Annotated in this window: 14 protein-coding genes and 1 riboswitch; of the genes, 5 read left to right on the plus strand and 9 right to left on the minus strand. The window is 68.2% G+C overall.

Annotation, left to right across the window (positions count from 1 at the left end):
• Positions 1-6 precede the first annotated feature (6 nt).
• Both J7J08_RS08950 and J7J08_RS08955 read left to right on the plus strand, forming a co-directional pair.
• Positions 7-795: a DUF4124 domain-containing protein gene (locus tag J7J08_RS08950; protein ID WP_214904205.1), complete on the plus strand. Its 789-nt coding sequence runs from the start codon at positions 7-9 to the stop codon at positions 793-795.
• 33 nt (positions 796-828) lie between these two features.
• The gene (locus J7J08_RS08955) at positions 829-1,548 is read left to right on the plus strand and encodes a DUF4124 domain-containing protein (protein ID WP_214904208.1); all 720 of its coding nucleotides are present in this window, start codon (positions 829-831) and stop codon (positions 1,546-1,548) included.
• Between the two features lie 24 nt (positions 1,549-1,572).
• On the opposite strand, the gene J7J08_RS08960 is transcribed toward J7J08_RS08955, so the two are convergent.
• Complete coding sequence (locus tag J7J08_RS08960; protein ID WP_214904211.1) at positions 1,573-2,349, minus strand: SDR family oxidoreductase; 777 nt, start codon at positions 2,347-2,349, stop codon at positions 1,573-1,575.
• Between the two features lie 122 nt (positions 2,350-2,471).
• On the opposite strand from J7J08_RS08960, the gene J7J08_RS08965 reads away from it, so the two are divergent.
• Positions 2,472-2,687: a hypothetical protein gene (locus J7J08_RS08965; protein WP_214904216.1), complete on the plus strand. Its 216-nt coding sequence runs from the start codon at positions 2,472-2,474 to the stop codon at positions 2,685-2,687.
• Between the two features lie 108 nt (positions 2,688-2,795).
• On the opposite strand, the gene sppA is transcribed toward J7J08_RS08965, so the two are convergent.
• From sppA to J7J08_RS08985, 4 genes are all read right to left on the minus strand, one after another.
• Positions 2,796-4,700: a signal peptide peptidase SppA gene (gene sppA, locus J7J08_RS08970; protein WP_214904219.1), complete on the minus strand. Its 1,905-nt coding sequence runs from the start codon at positions 4,698-4,700 to the stop codon at positions 2,796-2,798.
• Between the two features lie 86 nt (positions 4,701-4,786).
• A complete protein-coding gene (locus tag J7J08_RS08975) occupies positions 4,787-6,157 on the minus strand; it encodes an MATE family efflux transporter (RefSeq protein ID WP_214904222.1) in 1,371 nt (456 codons plus the stop codon).
• A gap of 71 nt (positions 6,158-6,228) precedes the next feature.
• A complete protein-coding gene (locus tag J7J08_RS08980) occupies positions 6,229-6,789 on the minus strand; it encodes a DUF3106 domain-containing protein (protein ID WP_214904225.1) in 561 nt (186 codons plus the stop codon).
• Positions 6,782-7,783 carry a hypothetical protein gene (locus J7J08_RS08985; RefSeq protein ID WP_214904228.1) on the minus strand — a complete coding sequence of 334 codons (1,002 nt, stop codon included), beginning with the start codon at positions 7,781-7,783 and terminating at the stop codon, positions 6,782-6,784. Before J7J08_RS08985 ends, J7J08_RS08980 begins: the two co-directional genes overlap by 8 nt.
• Before the next feature lie 438 nt (positions 7,784-8,221).
• Here J7J08_RS08985 and J7J08_RS08990 point away from each other — a divergent pair, with 438 nt between their 5' ends.
• Positions 8,222-10,453: a primosomal protein N' gene (locus J7J08_RS08990; RefSeq protein ID WP_214904233.1), complete on the plus strand. Its 2,232-nt coding sequence runs from the start codon at positions 8,222-8,224 to the stop codon at positions 10,451-10,453.
• 138 nt (positions 10,454-10,591) lie between these two features.
• Here J7J08_RS08990 and J7J08_RS08995 read toward each other — a convergent pair whose 3' ends face one another.
• Positions 10,592-11,212 carry a glutathione S-transferase gene (locus tag J7J08_RS08995; protein ID WP_214904236.1) on the minus strand — a complete coding sequence of 207 codons (621 nt, stop codon included), beginning with the start codon at positions 11,210-11,212 and terminating at the stop codon, positions 10,592-10,594.
• A gap of 59 nt (positions 11,213-11,271) precedes the next feature.
• Positions 11,272-12,018, minus strand: coding sequence for an NYN domain-containing protein (locus tag J7J08_RS09000; protein WP_214904241.1), 747 nt, complete (start codon positions 12,016-12,018; stop codon positions 11,272-11,274).
• 141 nt (positions 12,019-12,159) lie between these two features.
• On the opposite strand from J7J08_RS09000, the gene J7J08_RS09005 reads away from it, so the two are divergent.
• Positions 12,160-13,449, plus strand: coding sequence for an NAD(P)/FAD-dependent oxidoreductase (locus tag J7J08_RS09005; protein WP_214904243.1), 1,290 nt, complete (start codon positions 12,160-12,162; stop codon positions 13,447-13,449).
• A 34-nt stretch (positions 13,450-13,483) separates the two neighbouring features.
• Here J7J08_RS09005 and J7J08_RS09010 read toward each other — a convergent pair whose 3' ends face one another.
• Positions 13,484-13,801 (minus strand): hypothetical protein, encoded by a 318-nt coding sequence (locus J7J08_RS09010; protein ID WP_214904246.1) that lies wholly within the window; start codon positions 13,799-13,801, stop codon positions 13,484-13,486.
• 55 nt (positions 13,802-13,856) lie between these two features.
• Positions 13,857-14,117 carry a GIY-YIG nuclease family protein gene (locus J7J08_RS09015; protein WP_214904249.1) on the minus strand — a complete coding sequence of 87 codons (261 nt, stop codon included), beginning with the start codon at positions 14,115-14,117 and terminating at the stop codon, positions 13,857-13,859.
• 44 nt (positions 14,118-14,161) lie between these two features.
• A riboswitch (glycine riboswitch) is annotated at positions 14,162-14,244 on the plus strand.
• The last annotated feature ends 6 nt before the right edge of the window (positions 14,245-14,250 follow it).

Genomic DNA, 14,250 nt, shown 5'->3' on the forward strand with positions numbered 1-14,250 from the left:
GCTCCCATGCGCCGACCCCCTGCCCCGTGGCTGTTCCTGTTGCTGCTGAGTGGCAGCGCCCCGCTCGCCGCCCAGGACACCGGCAGCGTGCGTGTCTATCGCTGCGTGGGCAGCAATGGTGCGGTTTCCCTGCAGGATGCGCCGTGCCGCGACGGTCGCCAGGAAGTGCGAGAGATGCAGCGTCCGCGCGATCCGGCACCGCGCGTGGTACGCAGCGACCGCGACCCGGTAACGCCCGTGCCGACAGCCCCAGACCGCGAGGTGCGCTACGTACACGTGCAGCCGCCGCAACCGATGTACGAATGCATCCGCGACGACGGCAGCCGCTACACCAGCGAAACCAGCGAGGGCAATCCGCGCTGGGTGCCGGTGTGGAGCAGCGCCTGGTTCCCCGGCCGCAGGCCCGGCGGCGTCCATCCGGGGCCGGGGCCACACCCACTGCCCCCCATCGCGCCGATGGGCAGCGGTTCGGTCACGTCCAGTGGCGGTTCGCTGGCCGTCTCCGGCGGGGGTTCGCGGGTCGGCGGCAGCCTCTCCGTCGGTAGCGGCAGTACCCGGTGGCACAGCGAAGGGACGGCGTATCCGGGCACCTATCGCGATGTGGTTGTTCCGGCCGGCAACGTGCTGGTGCGCGACCAGTGCCACCCGCTGCCGGCCGGCGAGGTGTGTTCGATCCTGCGCGACCGCCGCTGGGAGCTGGTGCGGCGCTACAACAGTGCGCTGCAGGGCGAGCGCGATGCGATCAGCCGCGAGCAGCGCGGGGTGGACGCGCGCCTTGACCGGGATTGCAGGTAGGGCACGGCTACCGACGCGTTGTATCCTGCGCCGATGAAACGGTATTGGCTCCTGTTGCTGTGCGTGGCCTCGTCGGCGATGGCCGATGAGCCGATCGTGTTCCGCTGTACCGACGCGGACGACAACGTGACCGTACAGGGCAAGCCCTGCCCGGCCGGCAGCCACCAGGTGATCCAGCGCATGAATGCCGCACCCTCGCGGGCGGAGGTGTCTGTGTCGACGCAGGCCACGCCTGCATCGCCGGCCGCGCCGGTGCCTGACCAGCCGGCGCCACCCGCTGCGATGCCGCCGCAGGTACCCGGCCAGGCGCAGCCAATGGAGCGCATGATTTCCGAGGCGTATGAGGTGCCAAGGGGCACGGCGATCCTCGACAGCGCCAACCTGCCCAAGCCCGGCGACGAAGTGCCAGGGGATGGCCCGGCAAAACCACCGCTGCCACCGATCTACCAGTGCCAGGGCCAGGACGGTGGCCGCTACCTGCACGAGCTTGAACCAGCGCCACCCACGTGCGTGCTGCTGTCGGTGACCGCGCTGGGCGGCATGACGCCGGTCAACGCCGCCAGTTGCGAGGTGATCCGCGACACCTGCGAGCTGTTGCCGGAGGAACAGCGCTGCAATGCCTGGCAGCAACGCTTCCGCAATGCACGAGGGCGGGAGCGTTTCGCTTCGCCCGACACCCTTGCCGAAGCCGCCGCCGAGCGCACCCGTCTGCAGGGCGTGCTGGCCGAAAGCAGTTGCGCAGTGCCCCGGTAGGTACTTGCCTTTTCCTGGCGGGCCTCAGAACCCGTAGCGCAGGAAGCCCCCATCCACGGCGATGCATTCGCCGGTGACGTAGCTGGCGGCGGGCAGGCACAGGAAGCCGACGGCGGCCGCTACTTCTTCGGGCTCGCCAATCCGGCGCATCGGTGTGCGGTCGATCACCTGCTCGTAGTAGTCCGGATCCGCCAGTGGACCTGACGTGCGGCGGGTACGGATGTACCACGGGGCGACCGCATTGACGCGGATGCCATCTTCGGCCCACTCCACCGCCAGGTTGCGGGTCATCTGGTGCATGGCCGCCTTGGTCATGCCGTAGACCGCACCGCTGCGCACGTGGGTGAGGCCCGAGACGCTGCCGACGTTGACGATGGCAGAAGCGGCATGGCGTGCCAGCAACGGGTGCGCATAACGCGACAGTTCGAACGCCGAAAACAGGTTCGTCTCGAAGATGCCGCGCCACTCGTCTTCGGTGTACTCGGTGGCCGGCTTGGTGATGTTGCCGCCGGCATTGTTGATCAGCAGGTGCAGCCCATCGCTGTGGTCTTCCACCCAGTCCAGGATCTCACGGCGATCTTCGTCATCGGAGACGTCAGCGGACAGGCCGTGGATCTCACGGTCGGGATAGGCATCGGCCAGCTCATCGCGGGCCACCTCCAGCGCGTCGGCATCACGCCCGACCAACAGCAGGTCGGCGCCGAATCCCAGCAGTTCGCGTGCGATCGCCAGGCCGATACCGGCACTGGCACCGGTGATCAATGCGGTCTGTCCGTCCAGTCGCCAACGATGCGCGCTCACCTGCTTCTCCTGCCTTGGGGCACTGCAGGATAGCCCGCATGCCGGTGCAGCGCACCCCATCACACACGGGCTGGCGAAGCGGTGCCACACTGCGCTTCCCTGGGTTTGCGCGCGAGGTTGCCATGTTGATCCGTATCGCCCTTCCGCTGGCCGGCCTGCTCGCCCTGAGCGGCTGCAACCGCCCGGTGGCACCGGACCCGGACAAGCGACCGGAGCCCCAGGCCACCGCCCTGCGCGACGCCATGCAGCAACCGCTGGACAAGGCCAAGGCCGCACGTGAAACGCTGGAAAAGGCGCCGGATACCAGCGCTGCGGACGAGGCCGAAACCGGCCGGTAAAGAACAAGAAACCCGGCCATGGCCGGGTTTTTCATTGAAGCGCGTCACCACCAACGGTGGTGACCTACCAAGGCCGGTAGATCACGACCGTTGGTCGTGATGCCACCATCAGAAACCGCAGAAGCAGTACGCCAGCGCCTTCACCGGGGCGCTGCCGCGCGGGTCGCGGGCGGCGTCTTCGACGAAGCGCAGCTGCGTATCCACTTCCGGCATCGCACGGGCCAGCATCATCCGCGCCATACCCGATTCGCCCAGCATCCAGGCACCGGCATGGCTGTCGGCGAAGCCGCTGAGGAACTGTGCGAACGGGGTGGCGGGCTTTTCGATGTAACGCACGCGCACCTTGTCCGGACCGCCGAGCTTGGCGCGGTTGGAGGCATCGGCGATGGCGGCCTTCAGGCCACCAAAGGCGTCGACCAGGCCGCGTTCCTTGGCCTGTGCACCGCTCCACACGCGGCCGCGGGCGACTTCATCCACCGCTTCTACCGGCTTGTTGCGTGCATCGGCCACCTTGCCGGTGAAATCGGCATACCCCTTGTTGATCACCGACTGGATCACCTGGCCCACGGCCGGGTCCATCGGGCGGGTGATGTCGAACGCACCGGCGAAGCGGGTGGTGCCCACGCCATCGGTGTGCACGCCGATCTTGTCCAGCGAACGCGACAGGTTCGGGATCATGCCGAAGATGCCGATCGAACCGGTGATCGTCGACGGGTCGGCGTAGATGCGGTCGGCGTTCATGCTGATCCAATAGCCACCCGATGCCGCCAGGTCACCCATCGACACCACCACCGGCTTGCCGGCAGCCTTCAGCGCCACCACTTCGCGGCGGATCTGCTCGGAGGCAAACACTTCACCGCCGGGCGAATCCACGCGCAGCACCACCGCCTTGACGTTATCGTCGTCGCGCGCCTCACGCAGCAGCGCCGAGGTCGACTCGCCGCCAACGCGACCGGCCGGCAGATCGCCGCCGGCAATTTCACCCGACGCCACCACCACCGCTACCTGCGGACGCGAATCCACCGGCGAACGACGGGTATCCAGCTGGGCCAGGTAATCATCGAGGTTGATGCTGCGGAAGCCGCCGTCTGCATCTTCATCGGCCACGCCACGGTCGGCGAGCAGGTCCTGGACTTCTTCGCGGGTCTTCAGGCCGTCCACCAGCTTCTGCTGCAGGGCAAACTTGGCCAGGTCGCCGCCGGCGGCAGCAATGCCCTCGGGCATGGTGTCGATGCCGGCGGCCAGCTGCGCGGCGTCGAGCTTGCGCGCCGTGGCGATATCGCCCAGGTAGCGCTGCCACACGTCGTTCATCCAGAACAGGTCGGCTTCCTTGGCCTGCGGCGAGGCGGCGTCGAGCACGTACGGTTCGGCGGCGGACTTGTATTCGCCCACCTTGAACAGGTGCACGTCCACGCCCAGCTTGTCCTGCAGGCCGGTGCGGAAGTACTGGCGGTAACGACCAAGGCCTTCCAGCACAACGCCACCCATCGGGTCGAGGTAGATCTCCTTGGCCTGCGCGGCCAGCAGGTACTGCCACTGGCTCATGTTGTCGCTGTAAGCCACGATGTCCTTGCCCGACGCGCGCAGCTCCTGCAGCGCGGCAGCCACTTCACGCATGGAAGCGAAACCGCTCGGCTGCAGCTTGTCCAGCTGCAGCACCACGCGTTCGATCTTCTTGTCTTCACGCGCGGCGTCCAGCGCGCGGACCAGATCGCGCAGCTGCACTTCCTCGGCGCTGTTGTCGCCAATGGCCTTCGCGAGCGCACGGCTGACCGGATCGGCGCTGAACTGTTCGACCAGACGGCCTTCCGGCGCGATCACCAGCGTGGTGCGGTCCTGAAGGACCCGACTGCTGCTGGCGCCCTTGCCCATCGCGAAGACGAACAGGACCAGGACCAGCAACAACATGCCGAAGAACAGCAGGTTGAGGATCAGCCTGCGGGTAAAGTTCATCACATCCCACAGCCCGATGAAGAAGCTGGCCACGGGATTGCGACGCACGGGTTGGTTCATGGGGGAAACTCCAGTTGGCTTCTTGCCGTGGTATCAGCATAGCCCGTGCCGGACAGGCCGGCATCGGACACAAGTAAGGGGCCCCATCAGGCCGACAGGTTCAGGTCATTCCCGACACGCCGGCTGCTCACTCGCAGCCGCCACGCCATCAGGATCGCTGCGGCGGTCAGGCCCAGGATCAGGCCCAGCCACATGCCCTGCGGGCCCATGCCCAGGCCCAGGCCAAGCCCGGCGCCGAGCGGCATGCCCAGCCCCCAGTAGGAGAACATGGCGATGAACATCGGCACGCGGGTGTCCTTCAGGCCGCGCAGCGCGCCGGCCGACAGCACCTGGATGCCGTCGGGGAACTGGAACGCGGCCGCATACAGCAGCAGGGTGGAGGCCAGCGCGGCCACGCCCATGTCGGCGGTGTAGACCCCGACGATGGCGTCGTGGCCGAGCAGCAGCACCAGCGCCGACATCGTCTGCGTGCCCAGGATGATGAGCAGGCCGGCAATGGCCGCGCGGCGCACGCCCGGCCCGTTGCCGCGGCCCACCGCGTGGCCTACGCGCACGGTGGTGGCTTCGGCCACGCCCATCGGGATCATGAAGCAGAGCTGGGCCACATTGATGGCGATCTGGTGCGAGGCCGCCTCCGTCGCGCCCAGGCGGCCGATCAACAGCGCGGTCACGATGAACAGGCCTCCTTCCATCAACACCGTGATGCCGATCGGCAGGCCAGTGCGGAGCAGGTCCCAGATCGCCGACCAGCGCGGCAGCTCCAGGTGCGAAAACAGTTCCAGGTGGGCGAACCGCTGGGTCTTCCAGAGGTAACCGGCGAAGCACAGTGCCTGGATCCACATCATGATGGCCGAGGCGATGCCCAGCCCTTCGGCGCCCATTTCAGGGAAACCGAGCTTGCCGTAGCACAGCACGTAGCCCAGTGGCGCCAGCACCAGCAGGCCGCCGAACCCGAGCAGCATGGTCGGCAGCGTCCAGTGCATGCCCTCGCTGAGATAGCGCATGCAGAAGTACAGCGTCAGCGCCGGGCCACCCCAACGCACCGCATGCAGGAATGCGGTTGCGCCGGGCACGATGTCCGGCGCGATGCCGAACGCCGGCAGCAGCGGCGGCACCACCGTGAGGAAGGTGAACATGATCAGGCCCAGGCCGAGCGCCAGCCACAGTGCCTGGCGGAACAACGGGCCGATCTCGCGCTCGCGGCCGGCGCCATGCAGCTGCGACACCGAGGCGGTCAGCGAGATCAGCGTGCCGATCGGAATCAGCATCGGCAGCCACAGCAATGCCGTGCCGATGGTGACGGCCGCCAGGGTCTGGGTACCGTGGTGCCCGGCAATGACGTTGTCGACGAAGGAAATCAGGCCAGTGGAGACGTGGCCAAGGACCAGCGGCAGCGCAAGCAGGCCGGTGGCGCGCACTTCCCGGGAAAGGCGCGGCGTGGAGGTAGCGATGGACATGGGATCACAGACGGCAACTACGGCAGCGCGCGAAGGGCACAGGCACCGGGTTGCGGTCGGCCATCTTACGCTCAACGCACCAGGTTTTCCTTCAACCAGGAATCACGCGCGGCCGGGGCAAGCCCAATGAACTGGTCGCGCACCCGGTCACGCTCCTGCGGCGGGGTGCGTTGGGCGATCAGCGTGAGTTGCGCCAGCTGGCCCTCGTTGAGCTGCCGTAGCGCGGCCAGGGCAGGTTCCCGCTGGTCGGCCGGCAGGTAGCCGAACAGGCCCTGCAGCTTGGGAAACTGCTGGCCCAGCTGCGGGCCCAGCAGCCAGCCTTCGCGGAACCGCTGGTCCTGCTCGCCGAAGCGCACACGCAGCGTCTGTTGTTGTGCGGCCGGAAGCGCGGCGACACGGCGGGCGGCGTCGCGGATGCGGGCGCGCTCGGATTCCGGCAAGGCCTGCCATTGCGCATAGCGGCTGCGCAGCTCGCGCAGCTGGGCCGGATCGAGCGCGGCCGGCGTGCTGGGAATGGCCGGCGTGGTGGTCGGCACCGGTGTCGCCGCCGGCGAGGGCAATGGCAGCGGCTGCGGTGCGGCATGTGCCCCGACCGCCAGGCACAGGGCGAGCATCACAATCGTCTTATTCATCGGCGGCGGCCGTCTCCAGTCCGGCGGTGGCAGGTTCAGGGCGGCTGGGCTGTGGCTGCGACTCATCCACCGGCACCGGGCCGCCGGCAGCGACCCAGGCGTAAAGGTCGGCGTCGCGGGCAAGCATCAGGTCCGGGTCGGCCAGCATCGCCGTGTCGCTGGCAGCGTGGGCCGGGTCGGCCGGAGCCGTCACCGGCAGGTCCTCGGACGGCAACGGCTCGACCCGGACCGGGTCGGTGGTCGACACGGCGCCGTCGGGCACGCTGGCCTCCGGGGCCAGCGCCGGGCTGCGGTGCTTCCACCACGCCGCGCCACCCAGCACTACACCCGCCGTGACCAGCAGGATCAGCAGGCCACGCCACAGCGGCTGGCGGTTGTGGCGGCGGGTGGCCGTGCGTCGGGGCGCCGCATCGGTCGGCACCGGCGCCCGCCAGGAGGCAGGCCCCTTCCCCGGCGCCGGTGCCGCCGCGGGCTGGTGCAGCTGTTGCAGGCGGCTGGCGGGCAGCTCGCGCAGGCGCTGCTGCACCGCTTCGGCCAGGGCGCGCCAGCCCGCCGCATCGGGATGGCCCTGCGCATCGCGCGGGCAGGCTTCGGCCAACGCCTGCTGGTAATCGGCGACCGGCATGTCCAGTATCTGCGCGGCGGCCGCTTCGTCCAGCCCGCCGCCCACGCGCAGCAGCAGCGCCAGCCGCGCCGGCGGAGCCAGCTGGGGCAGGTGGGCCAGCTCCGGCGCCCACTGCCCGCCCGCAGCCGGCACGCGGATCGGGGTACGGTGGGCCAGCAGGACCCAGAACCGGTCTGGCCACTGCGCCATCGGCACATCGCTGGCAATGCCGGCGAAGGCACGCATCACCGCCACCAGGGCCTGCTCGGCCACGGTGGGGTCACCGCACTGCAGTTCGGCAACCACCAGGGCACGGCGTTCAACGCCTCGCAGGAATGCGGACAGCGCACCCGCTGCAGTAGAGGAAACAGGGGCGTTCACAGCCGTCATAGCAACTCCATCAAGTGCCGAAATGATAGCGAGTGCGCCCGCGCAGGGGGATGCCGATGCAGGCCCTCTGTGACGACCCCGACAGTGCAGGACGCTTGACAGCGGTGCAGGTTGTGCACAGCACCAACAAATTCGGCATAAAACCAGTACGTGAAGCCGAGGTCACCCGTGTGTCAGCTTTGTTTCACAGGTATCCAATTGATTTATATTGATTTTATTATGTGGCTATTTTTTGACCAACCTGAGCCTCACTGCGGAACTCCCTGACAAACAGCTCGGAGTTCTACACTCGCACACAGACTTATCCACAGAAGATGTGGATAAGAACCGAATCTCCCACCGCCACGGATATTTAGCTCCTATTTAGGTTCCACGGCGCCAACCACCGACGGACTTCCTGCGCTGAACAGGGCGGGCCGTGGCCGCTACACTGGCGCGATGCTGCCCCCCGATCCAGCCCCCCTGCTCACCCTGGAAAGTGCCCCCGCGCCACAACCGGATGCCCCCTCCCTGCAGGTGGCCCTGCCGCTGCCGTTGCCGCAGTGGTTCGACTACGCGCCACCCCCGGGCGAGACGCCCCATCCCGGCATGGTCGGGCGCCGCCTGCGGGTGCCGTTCGGCTCGCGCGAGCTGGTCGGTGTCGTGGCCGGGATCGGCAGGGTCGCCGATGGCAACACGTTGCGGGCCGCCGTGGAATGGCTGGACCCGGCGCCGCTGCTGGGCGGCGAGCTGTGGACGTCGCTGCAGTGGTTGGCGCGCTACACCCACGCGCCGCTGGGCGAGGTGGTCAGTACTGCCCTGCCCGCGCCGCTGCGCCGCGGCGAACCGGTACCCGACACCCACCGCTGGGGCTGGCAGCTCACGCCGGCCGGGCATGAACACCGGGCGCGCCTGCGCGCCGGCACCCGCCCGCACGGCCTGGCCGGGCAGCTGGCCGGCGGCAGCCTGGACGAGGAAAAGCTGGACGAGGAGATGGGCGACTGGCGCAGCGCGGCGCGATCGCTGGCCAAGCGTGGCCTGGTCGAGCGCATCGCGCTGGAGCACGGCCTGGGGGTGCCGGTCATTCGACCGGGGCCCACCCCCAATGCGGAGCAGAGCAACGCCATCGCCGCGATCACCGCCCACGCGCGGTTCGGCGCGTTCCTGCTCGATGGCGTGACCGGCAGCGGCAAGACCGAGGTATACCTGCAGGCAATCGTGGCCTGCCTGGCCCGTGGTCGCCAGGCCCTGGTACTGGTGCCTGAGATCGGGCTGACCCCGCAGACGCTGGCACGCTTCCGCAGCCGCCTCGGCATTGCGGTGCATGTCCTGCATTCGGGCTTGAACGACAACGAACGCGCGCGGGTCTGGGCGGCCGCCACCCGCGGCGAGGCGCAGGTCATCGTGGGCACGCGTTCGGCCGTGTTCACCCCGTTGCCCAACGCCGGGCTGATCGTGGTCGATGAAGAGCACGACGGCAGCTACAAGCAGCAGGATGGCATCCGCTACCACGCGCGCGATTTCGCGCTGGTGCGGGCCAAGGCGCTGGATGTGCCGGTGGTGCTGGGCAGCGCCACCCCCTCGCTGGAATCGCTGCACAACGCACATGCCGGTCGCTACACCCACCTGCGCCTGAAGCAGCGCGCCGGCGAGGCGCGTCCACCGCGGGTGCGGGTGCTGGATGTGCGCAAGCGCCCCCTCAAGGACGGTTTGTCGGCCGAGGTCATGGAGGGCATCGGCCAGCACCTGGCCGCCGGCCACCAGGTGCTGGTGTTCAAGAACCGCCGCGGCTACGCGCCGGTGCTGCTCTGCCACGACTGCGGCTGGACCGCGCCGTGCAAGCGCTGCGACGCGCCGATGACCGTGCACGCCGGCGGGCGCCGCCTGCAATGCCACCACTGTGGCGCACGCCAGCCTGCACCGCTGGCCTGCCCCGACTGCGCCAGCCTCGCGCTGCAACCGCAGGGCATCGGCACCGAACGCCTGGAAGAACACCTGGTGGAAGCATTCGCCGATGTCCCGGTGATCCGCATCGACCGTGGCACCACCCACCGCCGCGACGCGCTGGAAACCCAGCTGGCCACGCTGGGCGACCGCGCCGGCATCCTGGTCGGCACCCAGATCCTGGCCAAGGGCCACGATCTTCCCAAGCTGACCCTGGTGGTGGTGGTGGGCATTGACGAGGGTCTGTTCTCAGCCGATTTCCGCGCCAGCGAAAAGCTGGCCCAGCAGCTGATCCAGGTGGCCGGCCGGGCCGGCCGCGCGACCGACGCCGGCGAGGTCTGGCTGCAGACCCATCATCCCGGCCACCCGTTGCTGGAGACGCTGGTCAATGGAGGCTACCACGCGTTCGCCGATGCAGAACTGCAACAACGCGAAGCCGCTGGTTTCCCGCCGTTCGCGCACCTGGCGCTGATGCGCGCCGAAGCGCAGCAGGTGGAACATGCCAACGCGATGCTGATGGCGGTGCGCGAGCTGATCGCGCACGAGTGCCCGGTGGAGCGTTTCGGCCCGATGCCGGCGCCGATGCCGCGCCGCGCCGGTTACCAGCGCGCCCAGCTGCTGCTGTCCGCACCATCGCGGCGGCCGCTGCATGCGCTGCTGGACCAGATCATGCCGCAGGTATACGGACTGCCGCAGGCGCGCAAGGTGCGCTGGTCATTGGATGTCGATCCGACCGACCTGTATTGAGATCGGGAGGGCCGGCCAACGGCCGGCGCTACCGATGACGATTACGCACACCGGACATGCGCCGCCGATCACGATCACGATCACGCACATCCGGTAGCGCCGGCCGTTGGCCGGCCCACCGGATCGCACATCAACCGGTCAGGTCAACGGGGTCATGACGGCTTCAACGTAGGCCGGGCGCTGCTGCAGGCGCTGGTACCACGCCTCCAGGTGCGGCAGCGACGGGCGCTGGATCGGCAGCTCGAACCATGCGTACACCAGCGCACCCAGCGGGATGTCGCCCATCGCGAACTGCCCGCCGGACAACCAGGGCTGCTGCGCCAGAGTGCGGTCGGCCATGCCCAGCAGTTCACCGGCACGGGTGATCGCGGCATTGATGCGGGCCTCGTCGCGGTCGGCGGGGGCGGTGCGCATGATGCCCCAGATCAGATCGGTGTACAGCGGCGCCATGCGCGAGGTGCTCCAGTCCATCCACTTCTCGGCCTGGGCGCGTGCCATCGCATCTTCCGGGTACAGCGTGCCCAGTGCGTAGCGTGCGCTCAGATAACGCACGATGGTGTTGGATTCCCATAGCGGCAGGCCGTGATCCTCGATCACCGGGACCAGGCCGTTGGGATTCATTCCCACGTATTCCGGTGACTGGGTGCCACCGAACGGGCCGCCCACTTCGATGGACTGGTACGGCAGGCCGATTTCCTCCGCGCACCACAGCACCTTGCGCACGTTGCTGGAATTCTTCCGGCCCCAGATCTTCAGCATGTTGGTCGTTCCTGATGGTTGATTCGCGCCGATACGATACGCCGATCAACCTGTTGGTGTTACCGCGCCTTCCTGGGAAGCGCGCGCACGTAGGTGGACTTGCCGTCCTTCTTCATCTCGAACAGGCCGGTGGCGGCCAGCAACTCACTCAGCTTGTTGTAGCCGTAATTGCGTGAATCGAAGGATGCCTGGTTGCCGATCTGGCTGCCGACCGGGCCCAGGTGCGACCAGCCGTCTTCGGCTTCGGCCGAGGTGACCGCGCGGCGCAGCATCTGCACGAGCCGGGTATCGCTGCGCAGCTCGGGGCCGGTCTTGCGCGGGCGGCTTTCTTCCGCACCCTGCTCGATTTCCGCATCCACCGCGTGGCTCTGCCCCAGCGCTTCCAGGTAGGTGAACTTGGAGCACGCATTGACGAAGGGCTCCGGCGTTTTCTTTTCGCCGAATCCATACACCTTGACCCCGTCGGTGAGCAGGCGCATCACCAGGGGCGTGAAGTCGGCATCGCTGGAGACGATGGCGAAGCCGTCCAGGTTGCGTGCGTACAGCATGTCCATCGCGTCGATCACCATCGCCATGTCCGAGGCGTTCTTGCCACGGCTGTAGGCAAACTGCTGGATGGGCCGGATCGCGTATTCGTGCAGCACGCCTTCCCAGCCTTTCAGCCGCGGGCTCTTCCAGTTGCCGTAGGCGCGGCGCACGTTGGCCACGCCATAGCGCGCCACCTCGGCCAGCACCACATCGATCTTCGAAGAGGGCGCGTTGTCGGCATCGATCAACAGGGCGATGCGCTTTTCCGGTTCGGTCATCACAACCTCCAGGGCAGGAACGGATCGGCCGCCAGGCAGACGCGACGGCTGCTGAACCCAGTATCTGTCATCCACGTGAAGATCGCGCGTTACGTGCGAGCATGGGTAGATCCGCTTCGACCCCCGCCAAGGAGTCCTTGCATGACCCGCGATACCCTGCCCCACCTGGCCATCATCGGTGGTGGCTTCGCCGGCCTCTGGGCCACCCGTGCGCTGGCCAGCGCGCGCATCCGCATCACCCTGGTGGACCGTCGCAACCACCATCTGTTCCAGCCGCTGCTGTACCAGGTCGCCACGGCCGGGCTGTCCGCGCCCGACATCGCCGCGCCCCTGCGTCATATCCTCGGCGACCAGCGCAACGTCGAAGTACGCCTGGGCGAAGTCACCACGATCGACAAGCATGCCCGCCAGATCACCCTGGCCGACGGCAGCCAGCTCGGTTACGACACCCTGATGCTGTGCACCGGTGCCACCCACGCCTATTTCGGGCACGACGAATGGGCAGCCGATGCGCCTGGCCTCAAGACCCTGGACGATGCCATCGCGCTGCGTCGCAAGCTGCTGCTGGCGTTCGAGCGCGCTGAAGCGGAGCCTGATCCTGCGCGTAAAGCGGCGTGGCTGAGCTTCGCGGTGGTTGGCGGCGGTCCCACCGGGGTGGAGTTGGCCGGCACCTTGGCCGAAATCGCCCGCCACACGCTGCGCAATGAGTTCCGCCACATCGACCCGGCCAGCGCCAAGGTGCGGCTGGTCGAGGCCGGCCCACGCGTGCTGTCCAGTTTTCCCGAGGTGCTGTCGCTGAAAGCGCGCCGCCAGTTGGAGAAGCTGGGCGTTGAAGTGCTGACCGGCACTGCGGTGAGCGATATCAATGGCGACGGCTTCCAGCTGGGCGAGCAGTTCATCGCTGCGCGTACCGTGGTGTGGGCCGCCGGTGTGGCCGCCTCGCCGTTGGCGCGCACGCTGGAGGTGCCACTGGACCGCGCTGGCCGCGTGCCGGTGCAACCCGATCTCACCCTGGCCGAGCACCCCGAGATCTTCGTGGCCGGCGACCTGGCCGCCCTCAACCAGGCCGACGGCAAGCCGGTACCCGGGGTTGCCCCGGCCGCCAAGCAGATGGGCAAGCACGTGGCCGCGATCATCCGCGCGCGGCTGGACGGCAAGCCCGCACCCGGGCCGTTCAAGTACCAGGACTTCGGCAACCTGGCCACGATCGGGCGCATGGCCGCCATCGTCCACCTGGGCAGGCTGCAGCTGTCAGGCGTGTTGGCCTGGTGGTTCTGGCTGGCCGCGCACGTGTTCTTCCTGATCGGCTTCCGCAACCGGATCGTGGTGCTGCTCAATTGGGCCGTGGCCTATTGGAGCTACCAGCGCAGCGCGCGGATCATCTTTGGTGATGACCAGGAGGATCAGCGCCCAAGGTCTCCTGGGCGCTGACGGAGGCAGCGACGCAGGGCGTCGCTCTACCGGGTCAGGGGTCGTTGCCGCGGGCCAGGTGCACGTCCCAGGTGCACAGGTAGTCCGGGTCGCTGATGGTCAACCCCATCGAGCGCAGCGTGTAGTCGCCGGGCGCCGCAGGCGTGTAGTGGTCCAGCGTGGGCGGCAGGAATACATCCTGGCCGTCCAGCGCGCTGGCCAGCACCACGCCCTCCTCGGCATTGATGCGCAGCACCTCACCGGCCAGCTGCCGGTGTTCCAGCGCATTGCCGTCGGCGTCGAGATAGGTGATGCCAGCGAGCACGGTCTTGCCGATCATCGCGTGTGCCTTGGCAGGGTCGATATCGGTCATGGGATGGGCCGCAGAAGGAACCCACACGATACCGGTTGCCGGGCAGAGCCCGGCACTACGGTTGCTGCAGCCAGGCCAGCTTGCGTGCACGCGGCTGGCGTTTGAGCTCGCATTCGGCCCTGGATGCCGCCGAACGGTCGGGATACGCGCGCATGGCCAGCAGCTTCACCGGCGGATTGGCGCGGGTGTAGCGCGCGCCCTTGCCGCACAGATGGGCCTGGAAGCGGGCGTCCACGTCGTTGCTGATGCCGGCGTAGTAACTGCCGTTGCGGCATTCCAGCAGGTATACGTACCAAGGGGTGGGTTCAGCGGGCATACCGGGATTATCCACCGGTACGGTGGCGCTGGCTGCTAGAATTGGCCCCGGATGCAGGAGAGAGGCGCCGCGCTGGCGCCCGCCGAAGGCGCAGGCTCCCATAATCGCTCAGGCCGGTGGCTCGACACGCCAC

It is taken from the genome of Stenotrophomonas sp. ISL-67 (genome assembly GCF_018612915.1).
Taxonomy (GTDB): Bacteria; Pseudomonadota; Gammaproteobacteria; order Xanthomonadales; family Xanthomonadaceae; genus Stenotrophomonas.

Coding starts and splice junctions, on each gene's coding strand:
- J7J08_RS08965 (WP_214904216.1), top strand. CDS start 2,472: ATGTTGATCCGTATCGCCCTTCCGCTGGCCGGCCTGCTCGCCCTGAGC.
- sppA (WP_214904219.1), bottom strand. CDS start 4,700: ATGAACCAACCCGTGCGTCGCAATCCCGTGGCCAGCTTCTTCATCGGG.
- J7J08_RS08950 (WP_214904205.1), top strand. CDS start 7: ATGCGCCGACCCCCTGCCCCGTGGCTGTTCCTGTTGCTGCTGAGTGGC.
- J7J08_RS09010 (WP_214904246.1), bottom strand. CDS start 13,801: ATGACCGATATCGACCCTGCCAAGGCACACGCGATGATCGGCAAGACC.
- J7J08_RS09005 (WP_214904243.1), top strand. CDS start 12,160: ATGACCCGCGATACCCTGCCCCACCTGGCCATCATCGGTGGTGGCTTC.
- J7J08_RS08955 (WP_214904208.1), top strand. CDS start 829: ATGAAACGGTATTGGCTCCTGTTGCTGTGCGTGGCCTCGTCGGCGATG.
- J7J08_RS08975 (WP_214904222.1), bottom strand. CDS start 6,157: ATGTCCATCGCTACCTCCACGCCGCGCCTTTCCCGGGAAGTGCGCGCC.
- J7J08_RS08990 (WP_214904233.1), top strand. CDS start 8,222: ATGCTGCCCCCCGATCCAGCCCCCCTGCTCACCCTGGAAAGTGCCCCC.
- J7J08_RS09015 (WP_214904249.1), bottom strand. CDS start 14,117: ATGCCCGCTGAACCCACCCCTTGGTACGTATACCTGCTGGAATGCCGC.
- J7J08_RS08980 (WP_214904225.1), bottom strand. CDS start 6,789: ATGAATAAGACGATTGTGATGCTCGCCCTGTGCCTGGCGGTCGGGGCA.
- J7J08_RS09000 (WP_214904241.1), bottom strand. CDS start 12,018: ATGACCGAACCGGAAAAGCGCATCGCCCTGTTGATCGATGCCGACAAC.
- J7J08_RS08995 (WP_214904236.1), bottom strand. CDS start 11,212: ATGCTGAAGATCTGGGGCCGGAAGAATTCCAGCAACGTGCGCAAGGTG.
- J7J08_RS08985 (WP_214904228.1), bottom strand. CDS start 7,783: ATGACGGCTGTGAACGCCCCTGTTTCCTCTACTGCAGCGGGTGCGCTG.